The sequence below is a fragment of the Nonomuraea longispora genome, assembly GCF_004348345.1.
Taxonomy (GTDB): Bacteria; Actinomycetota; Actinomycetes; order Streptosporangiales; family Streptosporangiaceae; genus Nonomuraea; species Nonomuraea longispora.
On the sequence record NZ_SMJZ01000436.1, the window covers coordinates 1 to 1,274 of the forward strand.

The window sequence follows — 1,274 nt, forward strand, 5'->3', positions numbered from 1 at the left end:
GCGGTGCTGGGCGAGTTTTTGATCTTGCCGGTTTTCTCCTTGTGTGCGGCGCGTTCGCGGGCGCGTTTGTCCTCGATGTTGATGATGGCCAGCCACAGCAGCTTGACCACGGCGTCGTCGCCGGGGAAGTGGCCGCGGGCTTTGGTGACCTTGCGCAGCTGGTAGTTCAGGGACTCGATGCTGTTGGTGGTGTAGAGCAGTTTGCGGACCGCTGGGGAGAAGGCGAAGAACGGGGTGAAGCGGTCCCAGGCGGTCTCGAACACGCGGGCCGCCTGGGGATACTTCTGTCCCCAGGTGGAGGCGGCGAAGTCGGCCAGGGCGTCGAAGGCGGCCTGCTCGGGGCGCGGTGTAGATCTTCTTGAGTTCGGCGGCCAGCGTGGCGCGGTCGCGGCGGGCGACCGGCCGCAGCGCGTTGCGGATCAGGTGAACGACGCAGGCTTGCACGGTGGTGTGCGGGAAGGCGTGGTGGATGGCGTCTTCGAAGCCGGTCAGGCCGTCGGTGCAGGCGATGAGGATGTCGCGCACGCCCCGGTTGCGCAGATCGTTCATCACCGCGTTCCAGAAGCGGGCCGATTCGCCGGCGGTGGCGGTATCGAGCGGGGTCTTGGCCAGCCAGATGCCCAGCACGTGTTTGTCGCCGTCGGCGTCGATGCCGATCGCCAGGTAGGCGGGCTTGGCCTGGACGCTGTGGTTGTCGCGGACTTTGACCACGATGGCGTCCAGGAACACCACCGGGTAGACCGTCTCCAGTGGCCGGGCTTGCCAGGTGCGGACCTCTTCCAGGACGGCGTCGGTGATGTTGGAGATGGCCTCATGCGACAGCTCGACCTCGTAGATCTGGCGTAGGTGGTGCTGGATGTCGCGCACGCTCATGCCGTGCGCGTACAGGCTGATGATCATGTCGTCCAGGCCGCCGGAGACGCGGCCGGTCCGTTTGGGCACCAGCACCGGCTCGAAGGTGCCGGCCCGGTCGCGCGGGACGGCCAGCCGGACCGGCCCGACCCCGGTCTGCACCGTTTTGCCGATCCTGCCGTTGCGGGAGTTACCTGACCCGTGACCGGCCGGATCATGCTTGCCGTAGCCCAGATGCGACGACAGTTCGGCCTCCAGCGCGCGTTCCAGCACCGCCTTGACCAGCTCGCCCAGCATCGAGCCGTCGCCGGTCAGCCGCAGGCCGCCCTTGCCGTCTTTCGAGCGCTCCAGCAGCAGGTCCAGCACCTGATCGCCGAGCAGGTCCCGCAACGGGACCTCGCCGTCACGATGGGGGGATTTTT

At 67.4% G+C, this 1,274-nt stretch carries 1 pseudogene; it reads right to left on the bottom strand.

Annotation, left to right across the window (positions count from 1 at the left end):
• Window positions 1-1,233: pseudogene (locus E1267_RS43800) on the bottom strand (IS256 family transposase); the annotation flags it as partial.
• Window positions 1,234-1,274 lie beyond the last annotated feature (41 nt).